11 protein-coding genes are annotated in these 18518 nt (G+C 66.5%); 5 read left to right on the forward strand and 6 right to left on the reverse strand.

Annotated elements, in window-relative coordinates:
• Window positions 1-31 precede the first annotated feature (31 nt).
• The 4 genes from AC06E9_RS08290 to AC06E9_RS08305 all read left to right on the forward strand — a co-directional run bounded on the left by AC06E9_RS08290 (window position 32) and on the right by AC06E9_RS08305 (window position 6834).
• Window positions 32-934, forward strand: a complete 903-nt coding sequence (locus AC06E9_RS08290; RefSeq protein ID WP_121036703.1) for a LysR family transcriptional regulator — start codon at window positions 32-34, stop codon at window positions 932-934.
• 175 nt (window positions 935-1109) lie between these two features.
• Window positions 1110-3881: an aconitate hydratase AcnA gene (gene acnA / locus AC06E9_RS08295; RefSeq protein ID WP_478055871.1), complete on the forward strand. Its 2772-nt coding sequence runs from the start codon at window positions 1110-1112 to the stop codon at window positions 3879-3881.
• 248 nt (window positions 3882-4129) lie between these two features.
• The gene (locus tag AC06E9_RS08300) at window positions 4130-5806 is read left to right on the forward strand and encodes a long-chain fatty acid--CoA ligase (protein ID WP_152150741.1); all 1677 of its coding nucleotides are present in this window, start codon (window positions 4130-4132) and stop codon (window positions 5804-5806) included.
• Between the two features lie 158 nt (window positions 5807-5964).
• A complete protein-coding gene (locus AC06E9_RS08305; RefSeq protein ID WP_121036700.1) occupies window positions 5965-6834 on the forward strand; it encodes a crotonase/enoyl-CoA hydratase family protein in 870 nt (289 codons plus the stop codon).
• 63 nt (window positions 6835-6897) lie between these two features.
• Here AC06E9_RS08305 and AC06E9_RS08310 read toward each other — a convergent pair whose 3' ends face one another.
• The 5 genes from AC06E9_RS08310 to AC06E9_RS08330 all read right to left on the reverse strand — a co-directional run bounded on the left by AC06E9_RS08310 (window position 6898) and on the right by AC06E9_RS08330 (window position 14159).
• Window positions 6898-9072 (reverse strand): ATP-binding protein, encoded by a 2175-nt coding sequence (locus AC06E9_RS08310; RefSeq protein WP_478055872.1) that lies wholly within the window; start codon window positions 9070-9072, stop codon window positions 6898-6900.
• A gap of 1 nt (window position 9073) precedes the next feature.
• A complete protein-coding gene (rpfG, locus tag AC06E9_RS08315; RefSeq protein ID WP_152150734.1) occupies window positions 9074-10213 on the reverse strand; it encodes a cyclic di-GMP phosphodiesterase response regulator RpfG in 1140 nt (379 codons plus the stop codon).
• 201 nt (window positions 10214-10414) lie between these two features.
• Window positions 10415-11932 (reverse strand): lysine--tRNA ligase, encoded by a 1518-nt coding sequence (lysS, locus tag AC06E9_RS08320; protein WP_121036697.1) that lies wholly within the window; start codon window positions 11930-11932, stop codon window positions 10415-10417.
• Window positions 11933-12058: 126 nt separating this feature from the next.
• Window positions 12059-13184 (reverse strand): peptide chain release factor 2 gene (prfB, locus tag AC06E9_RS08325; protein ID WP_121036696.1). Its coding sequence is split into 2 segments (ribosomal slippage): window positions 12059-13108 and window positions 13110-13184, totalling 1125 coding nucleotides; the frame shifts between segments, so codons are not numbered across the junction.
• A gap of 105 nt (window positions 13185-13289) precedes the next feature.
• Complete coding sequence (locus AC06E9_RS08330) at window positions 13290-14159, reverse strand: LytTR family DNA-binding domain-containing protein (RefSeq protein WP_121036695.1); 870 nt, start codon at window positions 14157-14159, stop codon at window positions 13290-13292.
• 175 nt (window positions 14160-14334) lie between these two features.
• Between AC06E9_RS08330 and AC06E9_RS08335 the strand changes: the two genes are divergently transcribed.
• The gene (locus AC06E9_RS08335) at window positions 14335-15561 is read left to right on the forward strand and encodes an acyltransferase family protein (protein WP_478055928.1); all 1227 of its coding nucleotides are present in this window, start codon (window positions 14335-14337) and stop codon (window positions 15559-15561) included.
• A 4-nt stretch (window positions 15562-15565) separates the two neighbouring features.
• Here the strand turns inward: AC06E9_RS08335 and AC06E9_RS08340 are convergent, their stop codons facing one another.
• Entirely contained in the window at window positions 15566-18445 is a 2880-nt protein-coding gene (locus tag AC06E9_RS08340; protein ID WP_478055873.1) for a VIT domain-containing protein, read from the reverse strand.
• Window positions 18446-18518: the final 73 nt, after the last annotated feature.

The following is an 18518-nucleotide window of genomic DNA, read 5'->3' on the forward strand; positions in this document are numbered from 1 at the left end:
GAATTGCTCTTTTTTGGATGATTGATACCCCATGAGCATCAATTGCGAAATCCTGGATCTCCGCGCCTTTCTGCTGATCGCCGAGACGCGCAGTTTCCATCGCGCGGCCGAAGCGCTGCACGTGTCCCAGCCTGCGCTCAGCCGCCGCATCCAGAAGCTCGAACAGGCCGTCGGGGCGCCGCTGCTGGAGCGCACCACGCGCAGCGTCTCCACCACGGCCGTCGGCGAGAACCTGCTGCCGCTGGTGCGGCGCATGCTGGAAGAATTCGACGGCTCGCTGTTCTCGGTGCGGGGCCAGGACGACACCCGCGGTGCCCAGGTCACCATCGCCTGCCTGCCCACGGCCGCGTTCTACTTCCTGCCCAGTGTGATGGCCCGCTTCCACGAGGCCTTCCCGAACGTGCGCTTCCGCATCCTGGACATCCCGGCCACTGAAGGCCTGCAGGCGGTCGAACGTGGCGAGGTCGAGTTCGGCATCAACTTCATGGGTGCCAACGATCCCAATCTGGATTTCGACGTCCTGGCAGAAGACCCGTTCGTGCTCGCCTGCCGCCGCGACCACCCGCTGGCGAAAAAGAAGAAGGTTGAATGGGCCGACCTCGCCCGCCATCAGCTGATTACGGTGCACCGCACCAGCGGCAACCGGACGCTGCTCGATGGTGCGCTGGCGCGCGAGAACCTCAAGCTCAGCTGGCATTACGAAGTGACCCACCTGTCCACCTCGCTGGGCATGGTCGAGGCCGGCATCGGCGTGTCGGTGTTGCCGAAGATGGCGACCCCGGATGGCGAGCACCCGACCTTGGTCACCCGACCGATCGGCAACCCGGTGGTCTCGCGCACCATCGGCATCGTGCGCCGCCGCGGCGCCCTGCTCTCGCCCAGCGCCGAGCGCTTCCTGCAGATGCTGATGAGCCAGTGGCGCGGCCAGCCGTGACATCGGCACTACACATGCCCGTGTAACCTTGCGTCCTGAGCCCAAGGGCTGGCACGCCCCCGCCGCTGTCGCATACTGCGAGGGATCGGCGGGCGCAGCGAGCCCGACGGCAGCCGCAAGCAGGCGCGCGTTCCGGCGCAGCCGCTGCAAGCCATCAGCAAAGGAGTCATCTGCAATGAGCGATTCGTTCTCCACCCGCAGCCAGCTGGACGTCGGCGGCACCACCTACGACTACTTCAGCCTGCCCAAGCTCGGACAGACGTTCGACATCTCCCACCTGCCCTACTCGATGAAGATCCTGCTGGAGAATCTGCTCCGGCATGAGGATGGTGGCGTCACCGTCGGCAAGGACCACATCCAGGCCGTGGCCCAGTGGGACCCCAAGGCCGAGCCCGACATCGAGATCGCCTTCATGCCGGCCCGCGTGGTGCTGCAGGATTTCACCGGTGTGCCCTGCGTGGTCGATCTGGCCGCGATGCGCGATGCGGTGGTCAAGCTCGGCGGTCGGCCGGAGCAGATCAATCCGCAGATTCCCTCCGAGCTGGTGATCGATCACTCGGTGCAGGTCGATGTGTTCGGTACGCCCGACGCGCTGGACCTCAACGGCAAGATCGAATTCCAGCGTAATCAGGAACGCTATGGCTTCCTGCGCTGGGGCCAGAAGGCCTTCGACAACTTCAAGGTGGTGCCGCCCAACACCGGCATCGTCCACCAGGTGAATCTGGAAAACCTGGCCCGCGTGGTGATGACCGCCGGCTCTGAACAAACGCGCCAGAATGGCAAGGCGGTGGCGTACCCCGACACCGTGTTCGGGACCGACAGCCACACCACGATGATCAATGGCATCGGCGTGCTCGGCTGGGGCGTGGGCGGTATCGAAGCCGAGGCCGCCATGCTCGGCCAGCCGTCGTCGATGCTGATCCCGCAGGTGGTCGGCTTCAAGCTGACCGGCCGCATGCCCGAAGGCGCCACCGCCACCGATCTGGTGCTGACCGTCACCCAGATGCTGCGCAAGCACGGCGTGGTCGGCAAGTTCGTGGAGTTCTTCGGTGAGGGCCTGCAGCATCTGCCGCTGGCCGACCGTGCCACGATCGGCAACATGGCGCCGGAGTACGGCGCGACCTGCGGCATCTTCCCGATCGATGAGGAATCACTGACCTACCTGCGCCTGTCCGGCCGCAGCGAAGCGCAGATCGATCTCGTCGAAGCCTATGCCAAGGCTCAGGGCCTGTGGCACGACGCCAACACCGCGCACGCCAGCTACAGCGCCACGCTGGAACTGGACATGGGTCAGGTCAAGCCGTCGCTGGCCGGCCCGAAGCGCCCGCAGGACCGCGTGCTGCTGGAAGACGTCAAGCAGAACTACCGCGAGAACCTGGTCGGCCTGACCACCAACCGCGACAAGCGCAATGACGACGTCTCCAAGTTCGTCAACGAAGGCGGCGGTGCGGCGGTCGGCAACGAACAGCTGGCCAAGGGCTACAGCGATGTCGAGCTGGATGGTCACAGATTCCGCCTGAAGGATGGCGCGGTAGTGATCGCCGCGATCACCTCGTGCACCAATACCTCCAACCCGGCGGTGATGATCGGTGCCGGCCTGCTCGCCCGCAACGCTGCGGCCAAGGGCCTGGACCGCAAGCCGTGGGTCAAGACCTCGCTCGGCCCGGGCTCGCGCGTGGTCACCGATTACCTGGAAAAAGCCGGTGTGCTCACCGAGCTGGAGAAGATCGGTTTCTATGTGGTCGGCTATGGTTGCACCACCTGCATCGGCAACTCCGGCCCGCTGCCGACCGAAGTCAGCGCGGGCATCGCTGCTGGTGACCTGGTGGTGGCATCGGTGTTGTCGGGCAACCGCAACTTCGAAGGCCGCGTGCACCCGGAAGTCAAAATGAACTACCTGGCCAGCCCGCCGCTGGTCGTCGCCTACGCCATCGCCGGCACCACCGATATCGACCTGACCACCGAGCCGCTGGGCACGGGCAGTGATGGCCAGCCGGTGTACCTGCGCGATATCTGGCCCAGCAACAAGGAAATCGGCGACGTGATCGCCGCGACCATCGGGCCGGAGATGTTCAAGAAGAACTATGCCGACGTATTCAAGGGCGACACCCGCTGGAACACCATCAAGTCGCCCGATGGCGATCTGTATGAGTGGGATGGCACCTCGACCTACATCAAGAACCCGCCCTACTTCGAGGGCATGACGATGGACGTCGGCCACATCGACGACGTGCACGGCGCGCGCGTGATGGGCCTGTTCGGCGACTCGATCACCACCGATCACATCTCCCCGGCCGGCAACATCAAGAAGGATTCCCCGGCGGGCCGCTTCCTGCAGGAGCGTGGCGTGCAGCCGGCCGACTTCAACAGCTATGGCAGCCGTCGCGGCAACGATGACGTCATGGTGCGCGGCACCTTCGCCAACATCCGGATCAAGAACCTGATGTTCGGCGGCGAAGAAGGCGGCAACACGCTGTACTTCCCGAAGGACGGCGGCGAACCGCAGAAGCTGGCGATCTATGATGCGGCCGTCAAGTACAAGGCCGAGGGCGTCCCGCTGGTGGTGTTCGCCGGCAAGGAATACGGCACCGGTTCCTCCCGCGACTGGGCAGCCAAGGGCACCAACCTGCTAGGCGTCAAGGCGGTGATCGCCGAAAGCTTCGAGCGCATCCACCGCTCCAACCTGGTCGGCATGGGCGTGCTGCCGCTGCAGTTCAAGAACGGCGACAACGCACAGAGCCTGGGCCTGGACGGCTCGGAAGTGGTGGACATCACCGGCCTGGAGGATGGCGCCAGCAAGTCGGCCACCCTCACCGCGACCCGGGCCGATGGCACCAGGAAGACCTTCCAGGCGCATGTGATGCTGCTGACCCCGAAGGAAGTGGAGTACTTCAAGCACGGCGGCCTGCTGCAGTACGTGCTGCGCCAGCTGGCGGGCAAGAAGTAAGCCAGCCGCCGCGCTCTAGGCGGCACCGGGTCGCCCCGCCAACGGTCGTGATCCCCACGGTAGCCCACGACCGTTGGTCGTGGGCATCGACCGGGCATGTCGCAATCAGCGCGCCCGGGAACCCTCTCCGCCGCCTTTCTTCACCGGCCCTTCGCGTTTCCCATTCGGGACGGTATGCTGCCGAGGCATGAAACGACGGATACTCTCCGTCATCGCGTTACATCATCCACGTTTCCTGGAGGGGGAATATGAGTCTGGAACGACCCTGGCTGCAGAGTTATCCCAAAGGCGTACCCGCCGAGATCGACGTCAACGAGTTCCATTCGGTGTCGGCCGTCTTCGACACCTCGGTGGCCAAGTTCCGCGACCGCCCCGCCTACTCCAGTTTCGGCAAGGTTCTGACCTACGGGGAAACGGACGCACTGGTCGAACAGTTCGCCGCCTACCTGCTCGGTGAGCTGCAGCTCAAGAAGGGCGACCGCGTTGCCCTGATGATGCCCAACTGCCTGCAGTACCCGATCGCGACCTTCGGCGTGCTGCGTGCCGGCCTGACCGTGGTCAACGTCAACCCGCTGTACACCGCCCGCGAGCTCAAGCACCAACTGGTGGATTCCGGCGCGGCCGTGCTGGTGGTGGTCGACAACTTCTGCGACACCGTGCAGCAGGTCATCGCTGATACCCCGATCAAGCAGGTGGTGACCACCGGCCTGGGCGACATGCTCGGCGCCAAGGGCATCGTGGTGAACTTCGTGCTGAAGTACATCAAGAAGATGGTGCCCAACTACAGCCTGCGCGGTGCGATCCGCTTCAACCAGGCGCTCAAGCTGGGCAGCCGCCACACCCTGCCCAAGGTCGAGATCGATCACGACGACGTCGCCTTCCTGCAGTACACCGGCGGCACCACCGGCGTGGCCAAGGGTGCGATGCTGACCAACCGCAACCTGGTCGCCAACATGCAGCAGGCTTCGGCCTGGATCTCCGCCTCGGGGATCGAGATGGGCAAGGAGGTGATCATCACCGCCCTGCCGCTGTACCACATCTTCGCGTTGACGGCGAACGGCCTGGTCTTCATGAAGTTCGGTGGCTGCAACTACCTGATCACCAACCCGCGCGACATGAAGGGCTTCGTCAAGGAGCTCAAGGCGACCCGCTTCACCGCGATCACCGGCGTCAACACGCTGTTCAACGGCCTGCTCAACACGCCCGGCTTCGACGAGGTCGATTTCTCCTCGCTGAAGGTCACCCTGGGGGGCGGCATGGCGGTGCAACGCGCCGTCGCCGAGCGCTGGAAGAAGGTCACCGGCGTGACCCTGGTCGAGGCCTACGGCCTGACCGAGACCTCGCCGGCCGCCTGCATCAATCCGCTCAGCCTGGCCGAGTACAACGGCGCGATCGGCCTGCCGATCCCGTCCACTGATGCCTGCGTGAAGGATGACGCCGGCAAGACGCTGGCCGCCGGCGAAGTCGGCGAGCTGTGCATCAAGGGCCCGCAGGTGATGAAGGGCTACTGGCAGCGCCCGGAGGACACCGCGCAGGCGGTCGATGCCGAGGGCTGGCTGCACACCGGCGACATGGCGCGCATGGATGAGCAGGGCTTCTTCTACATCGTGGATCGCAAGAAGGACATGATCCTGGTGTCCGGCTTCAACGTGTATCCCAACGAGGTTGAAGACGTCATCGCGATGATGCCCGGCGTGCTCGAAGTCGCCGCGGTCGGCGTGCCCGACGAGAAATCCGGCGAAGTGGTCAAGGTGGTCATCGTCAAGAAGGACCCCAACCTCACCGCGGAAATGGTCAAGGAGCATGCGCGTGCCAACCTGACCGGTTACAAGCATCCGCGCATCGTGGAGTTCCGCAAGGAGCTGCCGAAGACCAACGTCGGCAAGATCCTGCGCCGCGAGCTGCGCGATACGCCCGCGCCGTAACGGTTCCCCAACGGCTGCATCTTCACAGGGCCCCTGCCGGCAACGGCGGGGGCCTTTTGCATTGCGTGAGATGCCGGGGGTGTAGGATCGCGGCGTGTGGACCCGTCAGGCCCGCCGCCCACCGTCCTCCCAGCGGGCCAGCCTCCGAGGAAATCGCCATGAGCACCATTGAAAAGCTGCCCGTCAACCACCGCTACGCCACCATCCGCACCGACACCACGGGCAACGACGATGCCCATTGGCTGTACATGCACGCCGATGCCGCCAGCGGCATCCGCCCGTGCTGCCGGAAGGACATGCTCGATGAAATGTGGAATTTCATGAGCGCCATCACCCGCACACCGGCCGAGCGCAACAGCGGCAAGCTGCGCCATTTCGTGCTCGCCTCCGATGCGAATGCCTACAACCTGGGCGGCGATCTGGATCTGTTCACCCGCCTGATCCGCGAGGGCAACCGCGACCGCCTGCTGACCTACGCACAGCGCTGCGTGGAAGGCGTGCACCACCTGCACACCGGCTTCGGTGGCGACGTGCGCTCGATCGCGCTGATCCAGGGCGACGCGCTCGGCGGCGGCCTGGAGATGGCGCTGGCCTGCCACACCATCGTGGCCGAGGAAGGCTGCGGCATGGGCCTGCCGGAAGTGCTGTTCGGCCTGTTCCCGGGCATGGGCGCGTACTCGTTCCTGTGCAAGCGCGTGGCCCCGCAGCTGGCCGAGAAGATCATCCTGGACGGCCGCGTGTATTCCTCCGAAGAGATGCACGCCATGGGCGTGGTCGACGTGCTGGTGCCGAAGGGCCAGGGGGTCAAGGCGGTCGAGGATCTGATCCGCCAGCATCAGCGCATTCCGCACTCGTACCTGGCGATGAATGCCGCGCGCAACCTGGCCCAGGCCGTGCGCTACGACGAACTGCTGGAGATCACCAAAGTGTGGGTCGATTCGGCGCTGGCGCTGGGCGACAAGTCGCTGCGCACCATGGACCGCCTGATCAAGGCCCAGACCCGCCGCGCCACCCTCGACGTCGCCTGAGTCCTCCCCTCCCCTGTGTTGTTCAAGCCCGGCTGCCGCCGGGCTTTTTTTAGTGTTGCCCGCTCAGCGCATGTCGCCGCCGTCGTCGGCGTGCCCCTGTGCCTTGCGCTGGGCACGCGCATCCAGTGCCTGACGGCCCTCCTTGATCCCGGCCTGCAGCAGGGTCACGCGCTGACGCCACTCACTCTTGAGCTGCCAATCGGCCATGCGCATCAGGTCGCCCGCGCGGTTGGCCACGCGGACCAGGCCCAGATTGCTGGCCACGCCCTTGATCGCGTGGGCCTGCTCACGGAAATGCACCCAATCGCCGCGCTCGCCGTCGGCCAGCGCCACACCGACGCACTGCTCGGCATCGGCCAGGCACTGGCGGATGAACTCGCGCTCGAAGCCATCGCCCATGCCGAGCGAAGCCAACTCGTCGAGCACGCCGGGATCCAGCACGCCATCCAATACGGTGGCGGTGCGCACGATCGGCGCGCTGGCCTTGAGTTGCCCGTTGGAGGCGATGTCGGCCAGCACGTCCAGCAGCCGCACGGCCACCACTGGCTTGGCCAGGAACGTGTGCGCACCGGCCTGGGTGCAGCGCTGGATCGCCTCGGGGGTGACATCGGCGCTGAGCACCAGCACCGGCGTGCGCGGACCGCCCCCGGCCTGCATCACGCGCAGCTCCTTGAGCATGTCCAGGCCACTCATGCCGGGCATGTGCAGATCGACGATGGCGGCATCGAAATCGCTCTCGGCCATCGCATCCAGCACCGCTTCGCCACCGTTGACGCACAGCACCTTGTGGCCCGCTTTCTGCAGCAGGCGCTGCAGCACCATCCGGTTGGCCTCATGATCATCGGCGACCAGGATGTGCATGCTGCGCACGCGCGCGCGGTGGCGCAGGAACGGATCGGCGAAGGCGATGACATTGCCGTTGCGGTCCGGCAGCCCGTCGCCGACCAGGGCCGGGGTGACCGCGCCCAACGGCACGCGCGGCGGCGCGAACGGCAGCTCGAACCAGAAATGACTGCCCTGCGGCGGGTTTTCTTCGTAGCCGATGTCGCCGCCCATCGCCTCGACCAGGCCCTTGGCGATGGTCGTCCCCAGGCCGGTGCCTTCGTGCCGGCGGGCCATGCTGACATCGGCCTGCTCGAAGGCTTCGAACAGACGCGGGCGCATTTCCGGCGCAACGCCGATGCCGGTATCGAGGATGTCAAAGCGCAGCCGCACCCCGCCATTGAATTCGGCATTGAGCACGCCGACGCGGATTTCGACCCGGCCATGGTCGGTGAACTTGACCGCGTTGCCGGCGATGTTGAGCAGGATCTGGCGCAGGTGACCGAGATCGCCGCGCAACAAAGGCGGCACGGTATCGGCGACCTTGACCCGGTAGTCCAATCGCTTGGCCTTGGCCTGCGGCAGCAGGATCAGCCCGATCGCCTGGATCACATCGGCCAGCGCGAAATCCTCGGCGGTCACGCGCAGCTTGCCCGCTTCGATCGCGGAGATGTCCAGCACCTCTTCCACCAGCGCCAGCAGACTGCGCGAGGAGGCCTGGATGGTATTGACGCACTCGCGCTGCTCTTCATCGAGCTTGGTGGTGGCCAGCAGCTCGGTCATGCCCGACAGCCCGTTGAGCGGCGTGCGGAATTCATGACTCATGTTGGCCAGGAAGCGGCTCTTGGCCTCGCTCGCACGGCGCGCCTCGGCCATCGCCCGGGTCAACTGGCGCAGCAGCGTGGAGAAATACAGCGGCACCGCGGCCAGGCCCAGCCACAGGCCGAACGCCAGCCGGGCATTGCGTTCCCAGTAAGGCGTAAGCAGCGCGGTGCTGCCGAAGCTGACCATGGCCATCGCCACGGCCACATAGAGATAGTTGTTGCCATAGCGCATGCCGTTGCCGACCGTCACCCACATCACCACGATGTAGACCCAGGCCAGCGGCTCACCCATCTGCACCATCCCCGCGGCGATCAGCCCGTAGTCCGCCAGCATGCCGGCCACCCGGCGTGGATCCGAACGCCCCGGCCGCCACAGCAGCCAGCCGAACAGCCCAAGCGAGAGGGTCAGGCCGGTCAGCACGATCGCCAGCACGCCGTGGTACTGCGCCGGCGGCAGATCGTGCCGCGGCCCCGGCATCAGCACATACAGCAGGATCAGGGTGATCAGCACGATGCGCACGATCGCCTGGCCGTGCTCGGTATCCGGGCGCTGCGCCAGACGTTGCTTCAGGCGCGGGTACAGACGACGCATATCACATCCCCGGGCGGGATGACGCAGTGGAGTGCTGTGCGCAGATCTCATCAAGCTGGAGGCGGCCGCGCAGCAGGGCATCAACGCAGCGCGGGTCGAACAACCGGCCACGCTGGGCGTACAGATAGGCCAGCGTGGCTTCCATGGTCCATGCTTCCTTGTACGGACGGGGTGAGATCAGGGCGTCGAACACATCGGCCACCGCCACGATCCGCGCTTCCAGCGGAATGGCATCGCCGACCAGCCCATCCGGGTAGCCGCTGCCGTCGTAGCGCTCATGGTGGCGCAGCGCGATCAGCGCGCCGACCTGGATGAACCGGTTCTGGCTGCCACTCAGCAGTTCATAGCCGATGCGCGGGTGCCGGCGCATGATCGCCTGCTCCTCATCGCTCAGCTTGCCCTGCTTGAGCAGCACGGCATCGGGAATGGCGATCTTGCCCATGTCGTGCAGGGGCGCGGCCATCTCGATCAGCTTGACCTCTTCTTCCGGCAGCCCGAGCTGCTCGGCGATCAGGCCCGCCACGTGCGCCATGCGCTCCAGATAGGCGCTGGTGCCGGCATCACGGAACTCGATCGCCCGCGCCAGGCGCGAGAGCGTCTCGCGCTCGCGCTCTTCCACCTCGTGCATGCTGGCCAGCAGCCGCTGCTCCAGCGACAGCGCGCGCTGCTTCACGTTCTCCGACTGCTGGCGCAGCTGCAACAGGTTGTAGCAGCGCGCGCGCAGTTCGCGCGGGCGGATCGGCTTGACCAGGAAATCGATCACCCCTGCTTCCAGCGCGGCCTGGCGGATCGGCTCATCGCCAACCACGGTGATCAGGATCACGGGGATGTCGCGGTGCTTGGGCAGGCGGCGGAACCGGCGGGCAAACTCGAGCCCATCCATTTCCGGCATGCGGTAATCGAGCAGGAGCAGATCCACGGCATGCGACTCGCACCAGGCGAGCGCCGTCAGCGGATCGCCGAAGTCGTGCACGGACAGTTCCGGCGCGATGTCTTCGATGACATGGCGCAGCATGGTACGCGCGGACGTCTGGTCGTCAACGATGACAATATTCAAGGCTGCTTCTGCCTTCTTCCTTGACCACACTGGAACATGCTGCGGAGAGGATACTCCGCCGCTCAGCACACTGGCACCTTGCATGGGTCCGCCTCCCGTCATGAACACCCCAGTTCATGATCGTCGTCACAGTGTGATGCCGATGTAAGCACCTGCTGCGACCCGTCATGGTCCGTGGCCATCACGCCATAGCACCTTGCTAAGGCCACGCAGAAACCATACTCGCGCGGCCACGGGAGCGGAACCCCCATCCGGACGCGCCCCAAGCACGCCCGGACCCAGGTCTCAGTTTTCGGGACGCATGTACGGGAACAGCAGCACGTCACGGATCGAGCTGCTGCCGGTCAGCAGCATCACCAGCCGGTCGATGCCGATGCCCAGGCCGCCGGTCGGCGCCATGCCGTACTCCAACGCGCGGATGTAATCGGCGTCGTAATGCATGGCTTCGTCATCACCGCCCTCCTTCGCCGTGACCTGGGCCTGGAAACGGGCCGCCTGGTCTTCCGGATCGTTCAGCTCGGAGAAGCCGTTGGCCAGCTCCTTGCCGTTGATGAACAGCTCGAAGCGGTCGGTATAGCCCGGCTGGTCATCGTTGGCACGGGCCAGCGGCGAGACTTCCACCGGGTGGTCGGTGATGAAGGTCGGCTGGATCAAGGTGTGTTCGACCGTGGCTTCAAAGATCTCCAGCAGCAGCTTGCCCCAGCCATAGGACGGCTTGATGCGGATCTTCAGGCGCTCGCAGTGGGCCACCAGCGCATCGCGGTCGGTACAGTCGGCCGCACTGATCTCCGGGTTGTGGTGGCGCACCGCCTCGTCCATGCGCCAACGGCGGAAGGCCGGGGCCAGATCGATCGTGGCGCCGTCCCACTCCACCGTGGTGGTGCCCAGCACCTTGCTGGCCACGTCACGGATCACGCCTTCGGTCAGGTCCATCACTTCGGTGTACGTGGCATAGGCCTCGTACAGCTCCATCATGGTGAATTCCGGGTTGTGGCGGGTACTGACGCCTTCATTGCGGAAGTTGCGGTTGATCTCGTACACGCGCTCCAGCCCACCCACGACCAGGCGCTTGAGGTACAGCTCCGGGGCCACGCGCAGGTACAGGTCCAGGTCCAGCGCGTTGTGGTGGGTGGTGAACGGCTTGGCCGTGGCGCCGCCGGGGATGTAATGCATCATCGGCGTTTCGACTTCCAGGAAGTCGCGGTTGTCCAGCCAGGCGCGCATGGCGCGGATGATGCGCGAGCGCTTGATGAACACCTCGCGCGACTCCGGGGTCACGATCAGATCGACGTAGCGCTGTCGGTAGCGCTGCTCCACGTCGGCCAGGCCGTGCCACTTGTCCGGCAGCGGGCGCAGCGACTTGGTCAGCAGGCGGATGCTGGTGGCCTTGACCGACAGCTCACCGGTCTTGGTGCGGGTCAGCCCACCCTCGACGGCGATGATGTCGCCCACGTCCCAGCCCTTGAAGGCGGTGTAGGCGTCACCCAGGGTGCTGCCCTGCAGGAACAGCTGGATGCGGCCGGACTCGTCCTGGATCTGGGCGAAGCTGGCCTTGCCCATCACGCGCTTGGCCATCAGGCGGCCGGCCATCTTGACCTGGCGGTCACTGGCTTCCAGTGCTTCGGCGGTCCACTGCTCGGCATCGGCGAACTCGGCCTGCAGGGTCCCGGCGAAGTGCTCGCGGCGGAAATCGTTCGGGTAGGCGATGCCCTGCCCGCGCAGGGCGGTCAGTTTCGCGCGGCGCTCGGCGATGAGGCTGTTCTCGTCGACGGGGGGCTGCGGCGCGGCGGTCTGATCGTTCATGGCGTGGGTCTATGTATGTCGGGGGGAGGGACGGTCCCCGCCATCATGCCGATGGTCGGGGCGGATTGCGAAACCGGGCGTGGCCCGGGCACAACGGATCGGGGCCGCGCGTGGCGGCCCCGACGGTCAGGCGTCGGTGCGTTTGGCACCCACGGCCAGGCCGGACTTCAGGCTCGCTTCGACGAATTCGTCGAGGTCGCCATCCAGCACCTTCTGCGTATCGGAGCGTTCGATGCCGGTGCGCAGGTCCTTGATACGGCTCTGGTCGAGCACGTAGTTGCGGATCTGGCTGCCCCAGCCGATGTCGGACTTGGTGGCTTCCACGGCATCGCGCTCGGCGTTGCGCTTCTGGATTTCCAGCTCGTACAGCTTGGCGGCCAGCATCTTCATCGCGTTGTCGCGGTTCTGGTGCTGGCTGCGGCCGGTCTGGCAGGCCACGACCGTGTTGGTCGGGATGTGCGTGATACGCACCGCCGACTCGGTCTTGTTGACGTGCTGACCACCCGCGCCGGAGGAGCGGTACACATCGGTACGCAGGTCGGCCGGGTTGATGTCGATTTCGATGTTGTCATCGACTTCCGGCGACACGAACACCGAGGTGAAGCTGGTGTGGCGGCGGTTGTCCGAATCGAACGGCGACTTGCGCACCAGCCGGTGCACGCCGGTTTCGGTCTTCAGCCAGCCATAGGCGTAATCGCCTTCCACGCGCAGCGTGGCCGACTTGATGCCTGCGACGTCGCCGCCGGAGACTTCCATCAGCTCGGTCTTCCAGCCGCGCGATTCGCACCAGCGCAGGTACATGCGCAGCAGGATTTCGGCCCAGTCCTGGGCTTCGGTACCGCCGGCGCCGGCCTGAATGTCGACGAAGGCCGCCGCGGTATCCATCTGCCCGGAGAACATACGCTGGAACTCCAGCTGTTCGACGTGCTTCTGGTACTTGTCCAGGTCGCTGACCACGGCCAGGGCGGTTTCTTCGTCCTGTTCGCTTTCGGCCAGTTCCAGCAGTTCACCCGATTCGGCCAGGCCGTCGAGGATCGTGGCGATGCCGCCGACGGTCTTCTCCAGATTGGCGCGTTCGCGGCCAAGGTTCTGGGCGTACTCGGCGTTGTTCCAGATATCCGGGTTTTCCAGTTCCCGGGTTACTTCTTCCAGACGCTCTTTCTTGGCGTCGTAGTCAAAGATACCCCCTGAGCGAGAGCACGCGATCGGTGAGATCGGTGATGCGCTGGCGGACAGGATTGAGCTCGATCATGTCGGCGATTAATGCGTGCGAAAAGACTGTCCATCATAGCGTATCCGGGGCTTGCCCGGCCAAGCCTGCGGGGTGCCGCCCCCCCCCCCCCCGTACGCATTGATCTCACGCCGCCCCCTGCACGGCCAGCGCCTGCCGGAACGAGGGCAGCTGCCGGCGGCTGCACGGCACCCGGCCGCCATCGTCCATGTGCAGCAGGGCCTCGCCCCCGTCCAGCGGCTCGATCGAGACCAGGTGCCGCACATTCACCAGCCAGCTGCGGTGGGCACGCACGAACAGCGCCGGATCCAATCGTTCTTCCAGCGCCGCCATGGTGCTGCGCAGCGGGTAGTCGTGCCCGCGCACCCGCAGGTTGACGTAGTTGCCGGCCGCCTGGGCGTACTCGATATCACCGGTGGCGACCAGGAAGTCGCGGCCCAGCTTGCGCACCAGAAACCGCTCCGGGCGCTCCACGGCGTCCACCGGGGGCGCATCATCCGGCGCCACCAGCAGGTGGGCCTCGCCCTGCCGGCGCCGCCCGAACCAGCTGAAGAAGTGCTCGATCGCCACGAAGGTGAAGAAGGCACGGACATCCTTGAGGTACTCGTACATCAAGCGTACCGGCCAGGTGGCATCGTCCTGGTAGTGGTAGCCGAGCGCGGCATAAGCGAGATGGCGCAGCCCCATCATCCCGGTGACATGCACCAGCGACCACGCCACGCTGGCCAGCAGGTACAGCGGCAGCCGTCGTTTCCAGGTATCGGCGTGCAGCGGCCAACGCTGGCAGCCCCACCACAGGACCGGCAGCGTCAGCAGGATCATCGTGACGCTGCTCAGCTCCCAGATCATCGGCTGCCACAGGCCCAGGTCTTCGCCACGGCGGCCCGCATCCATCACTTCCACCAGCGCATTGGCCACCGCCGTGGTCAACAGGATGACCGACCACACCAGCATCCGCGCACGCGGCCGCCACCGCGCGGCACGTCCGTTCGCCATTGAATCGTCCATTCGCAAAGGGTCGTCAGCCTGACTCATCAGGCCATGGTAGTGCGCCCCACCCGTCCCTTGGCGACCGCCATTCGTCACTTGCCCCCGGCGGCAGGCCCCTCCGCCATGGCGGACCGCGCGGCGACTGCGCACCGTGCAGTCTCCTTTCCTGCCTGCCCCGTCCATGCCACGCCGCCACGACATCGACGCCCTGCGCGTGCTCGCCTTCGCCCTGCTCATCCTCTATCACACCGCCATGGCCTACGTGGATGGCTGGGGCTTCCATCTCAAGAGCGAGTACACCGCCGAGTGGCTGCAGTGGCCGATGCTGCTGGTGAACCGCTGGCGGATGCCGTTGCTGTTCCTGCTCTCCGGTATCGCCATCGCCCTGATGCGGCCCGAGGCGCGCATCGCGCGCTTTGCCGTGCTGCGCACGTGGCGGTTGCTGCTGCCGCTGCTGTTCGGAATGTTCGTCGTGGTGCCGATCCAGCCCTACGCCGAGGCACTGACCAACGGACAGATCGAGCCCGGCTTCGGCGCCTTCCTGCTGCGCTACTGGCAGATGCCGGCCTGGCCGCAGGACACGTTTGCCGGCTGGCAACTGCGCATCACCTGGAACCACCTGTGGTACCTGGCCTACCTATGGGTCTACACACTGGTGCTGGCGCTGCTGATGCCGGTACTGGATACCCCTGCGGTGCGCCGCGCGGTGGAGCGCTATGCCCGGGCGCCGGCGCCGATGCTGATCGGATTGCCCTCGCTGCTCTCCTTCGGCTGGGTGGCCTGGCTCGATCCCCTGTTTCCCTCCACCAACCTGCTGTTCGGCGATTGGTACCAGCACGCCAAGTACGGCACGGTGTTCCTGGCCGGCTATCTGCTTGCCCGCGCCACCCCGTTCTGGGCACGCGTGGTCGAGCTGCGCCGGCTCACCCTGGGGGTGGCGGTCTTTGCGGCGTGCTGGTACTTCGGCATCCGCATCCTGGGGCGGGTGTTGCCGGCCGATTCCCTGTTGCGGCAGTGGCCGGACAGCATCTGGACGGTGCAGGTGATGGCCAGCCAGTCGCTGTACCTGTGGGCCGTGCTGCTGACCGTGCTCGGCTGGGCCAAGGTGTACCTGGATCGCCCATTCCGCTGGCTGCCGTACTGCACCGAGGCGGTGTATCCCTGGTACATCCTGCACCAGAGCCTGATCATCGTGCTCCTGTTCTGGCTCAAGCCGCTGCATCTTGGGCTGTGGTGGGAGCCGCTGCTGGTCGTGGCCGGGACGGTGGCGGGCTGCCTGCTGCTGCACGAAGGGCTGATCCGTCGCGTCGATTGGTTGCGCCCTCTTTTCGGACTGCGCCGGCAGCGGTTGCAGGGGCAGAGTCCCACCGCCGTTGGAGCAGCAGCGGGATCGCCGCGGGCCGGCTAGGCGGCTACTTCACCTCGAACTCCCCGACCAGCACCGTCTCCGCCCGGTCCTTCAACCGCAGCGTGACCTGCTGGTCGCGCTGGTCGCGGCTGCCCCACTTGGTGCTCAGGCGCAGCATCAACGTGGTGGCGCCGGTGACCAGCTGCTCGCGGCTGCCGAAGTAGTTCGCTTCGATCCTGTAAGTGCCGGGCTTGGCATCACGCAACGAAAACTGCTCCGGGCCATAGCCGCCGGTGAAGTCCTGCGACATCTGCCCGCCCTGGTAGGTCAGCCGGTTGCCGTAGTACGCGCGCTCGCCGTTGGGATCGGTGACCCACAGGTCCATGTCGCTGTTATCGCTGTCCCAGCTCAGCACCACGCGCAGGTCCAACGGCATCGCACGGCGCAGACGCGGGTCGACCGCGGAAGCATCCACACGCTCGCGCGCGATCAGCCGGGTCAGTTCGTCCAGCGCGATCAGCGAGATACCGTCGAACCGCCCATCCCACGGGCGCACCACCACTTCATACAGCGATGCCACCGCCGCCTGGTACTGCCCGGCCGCTTCGAGCGCCAGGCCGAGGTCACGGAAACTCTGCGGCTCCTCCTCGCCCATCGCCAGCACCTGGCGGAACACCGGCACGGCCAGTGCCGGCGCCTTGGCCTGCATCAGGCGATAACCGAGCACGCGCAGCACGTGGCGGTTTTCCAGCTGCATCTCGGCCAGGTTGGAGAGCACGCGCAGGGCCAGGTCACGCTGTCCGCTGGCCAGCAGCAGATCGGCCACGTCCAGATAGAAGGCGCTGCTGCCAGCGTGCTGTTCGCGCTCCTGCAGATACAGCGGATACAGCTGCGCCGGCGTGGCATCGCGCAGGCGGCGTGCATAGGCCGAATCCGGTGCCCACGGCGCCAGCGTCAGGGTGATCTGGCCGCTGTTGGCCTTGGGTGCAGATTTAGCGCGGCGCTCGGTGGTTGCCTCTTCCTGATCGGCAACCGCCGACGCGGTCAGCTCGAAACGGTCCAGCGCCATCGGCGCCGCAGGTGCCGGCGGTGGCGCGGCCATCGCCATGGCGACTGGCGCGGCGACGGATCGGGATTCCGGCTTGGGTCGCGGCGGCGCATCCTTGGGCCAGCGGGTATTCCACCACTGTTCGCGCTCGGCGAACTGGCGGGCGATGCCATCCAGGCGGCGCTTCCGCTCGCTTGCCGCATCGGCCACCGTCAACGCATGGCGCTGGTCGTAGGCCGCGCGCAACGGGCCAGGCGGACGGATGCCGTAGCGCAGATAGTCCTCCAGCGTCTCAAGGACCAGCAGCGACGTATCGGCCGTCACCATCCCGAACTGCTGCGCCAGCGCCTTGGCGGCCTGCGCCCCGGCCGGGTCAGCGGCGAGCGCGGCCAACCGCGCATTCGCCCACGCGTGGGCGACCATTCCGCCTTCCACCCCCCGTGCGTTCGCGACGTTGAGCGTGATCGGTTGTGGATCGGTGCCGCCACCGCGCAGAGACAGCAGCACCGTCGCATCGGGACGCAGCACGCGGCCGGTGACGCGGATCCAACCCTGTGTGGCGCTGGAGGCATCCACGTTCACGTCCTCCACGCCACGTGCCCGCACCTCGGCAACCTCGACCGGCTGCTGGAGCAGCAGCGGCATCACGCCTGGCACCTCCGCCTCGCTGCTCACCTGCAGCAGCTGGCCATGATGGGCGCCGGTCCAGGCGCGCAGGCGCGGTGTGTCGGTCTTCGCACCGGCGCTGCTCAGCGCATACAGGCGTTGATCGGGCGACAGCGTGGGCAGCGTCTGACTGCCGTAGTTGGCCAGGCCATCGCTGACCAGCAGGTACTCGCCGATGGCCGGGTTCGGCGTCCAGTCGCCCAGCGCACTGGCGCCATCGTTGGGCAGTGCCCTCAGGTACTCGCGCAGTGCTGACCAGTCGCCCTTGTTGATGGTGAACTCCCGCGGCGTTTCGCTGCGGTCACGCAGCACGGTCAACTGGACCTGACCGGTGCCGAGGGCGTTGAAGTAGCGATCCAGCACCGCCAGTTCGGCCGCGCGGTCGCGTGACCCTGCCGAGCCCGACGCGTCCCAGAGCAGGCCGATGCGCCGAGGCAGAGCGCGCGGCGCGGTGGACGCACGCACCGGCACGCTGGCCAGCAGATAGCGCTGCCCCTCATGCAGCCCGGTGACCACGTCAGTGCTGCGCGCGAGCGGAAGGCTCCACTGCAGCTGTGCAGGCAGATCCGCGCCCCGCCCCTGCCACTGCGCCGCATAGGCGCCGGTCTTCACTGTGAATCCCAGTGGATTGGCGCCCACGGCGACCGGCTTGCCCGTCCCGCTCGCCTCGAGCTTCACCGTCACCTGCTCGGCCTGGCGTGCGAAGAACACGGGCAGTGACCACTGCAGGCCCTGCGGAACGGTCGGCAGGCTGTCGCGCAGCTCCAGACGGACGCGACGCTCACCACGCGCCGGGATGGGATAGAGCCGCAGCCGGAACTGATTGCCGGCGGTCTGTTCCAGCAGCCCCGGATCAACCTGGCGGCGCTCGATCGCCTCGAACACCTGGCGGCCCTGCGCCTTGGGGACCGGCACCGCGTCGCGCAGCTCACCGTCGATATCCAGTGCGAACCCGGCCACCTGTTGGCCCGCGGCCAGCGGGAACGCCAGCTGCCCTTCCAGCACCCGCGCGTTGGGATTGTGGAAGGTCAACTCGATCGTGGTCTCACCCAGCCCCGCCATGACGCGGCTGTCGATACGGGCCTCGGTCAGCCGCACCGGCACCTCGGCGCCGGCGACCTGCAGGATCGGCGGGCGTGGCGGCGGGAAACGCCGCGCCTGTGCGTGGGCGCTGGGCAGCTGCCAGCACAGCAGCGCGAGCAGACCGATACTGCGCAGTGCGAGTCCCATGTGACGCTCCTGATCCGATGACACCTCATTGAACGCACGGCGCACGAGAACGGGGTTGAGCGGCGGCAATCGC

It is taken from the genome of Stenotrophomonas sp. Steno-Z10-BAI, assembly GCF_056393115.1.

Coding starts and splice junctions, on each gene's coding strand:
- AC06E9_RS08290 (WP_121036703.1), top strand. CDS start 32: ATGAGCATCAATTGCGAAATCCTGGATCTCCGCGCCTTTCTGCTGATC.
- acnA (WP_478055871.1), top strand. CDS start 1,110: ATGAGCGATTCGTTCTCCACCCGCAGCCAGCTGGACGTCGGCGGCACC.
- AC06E9_RS08335 (WP_478055928.1), top strand. CDS start 14,335: ATGCCACGCCGCCACGACATCGACGCCCTGCGCGTGCTCGCCTTCGCC.
- AC06E9_RS08310 (WP_478055872.1), bottom strand. CDS start 9,072: ATGCGTCGTCTGTACCCGCGCCTGAAGCAACGTCTGGCGCAGCGCCCG.
- AC06E9_RS08340 (WP_478055873.1), bottom strand. CDS start 18,445: ATGGGACTCGCACTGCGCAGTATCGGTCTGCTCGCGCTGCTGTGCTGG.
- AC06E9_RS08300 (WP_152150741.1), top strand. CDS start 4,130: ATGAGTCTGGAACGACCCTGGCTGCAGAGTTATCCCAAAGGCGTACCC.
- AC06E9_RS08305 (WP_121036700.1), top strand. CDS start 5,965: ATGAGCACCATTGAAAAGCTGCCCGTCAACCACCGCTACGCCACCATC.
- AC06E9_RS08330 (WP_121036695.1), bottom strand. CDS start 14,159: ATGGCGAACGGACGTGCCGCGCGGTGGCGGCCGCGTGCGCGGATGCTG.
- lysS (WP_121036697.1), bottom strand. CDS start 11,932: ATGAACGATCAGACCGCCGCGCCGCAGCCCCCCGTCGACGAGAACAGC.
- rpfG (WP_152150734.1), bottom strand. CDS start 10,213: ATGCAAGGTGCCAGTGTGCTGAGCGGCGGAGTATCCTCTCCGCAGCAT.